This is a genomic window from Halostella sp. PRR32 (assembly GCF_034808085.1).
GTDB classification, from domain to species: Archaea; Halobacteriota; Halobacteria; order Halobacteriales; family Natronoarchaeaceae; genus Halostella; species Halostella pelagica.
The window spans coordinates 1-277 of sequence record NZ_JAXHGL010000089.1 but is presented as its reverse complement, the minus strand read 5'-3'; the positions used below and the strand labels follow the sequence as shown (position 1 = coordinate 277).

Here is a 277-nt window from a genome sequence, read left to right as displayed (position 1 = left end):
CTCGCCATCCTGCCGTCGTTCGGCAGCGGGCTCGGCGGCCCCGCGGTCTACGGCCTGCTGCTCGGCGCGCTCGGCATCGGCCGGCTCGTCGGCTCGGTCGTCGCGCCCTACCTGGAGGACGTCCAGTACGGGAGACTGCTGCTCGTCGGCCACTCGCTGGGCGCGTGCTGCTGGGTGGCCGCGGTCTACGCGCCGACGCCCGCGCTCACCGTCGTCCTGTTCGGCCTCTCGTGGGTGCCCGCCGGCGCGAGCGGCGTGCTCACGGCGACGCTGAACC

1 pseudogene is annotated in these 277 nt (G+C 75.5%); it reads left to right on the top strand.

What is annotated here, in order from left to right:
• A pseudogene (locus SM753_RS20495) lies at positions 1 to 277 on the top strand (MFS transporter); the annotation flags it as partial.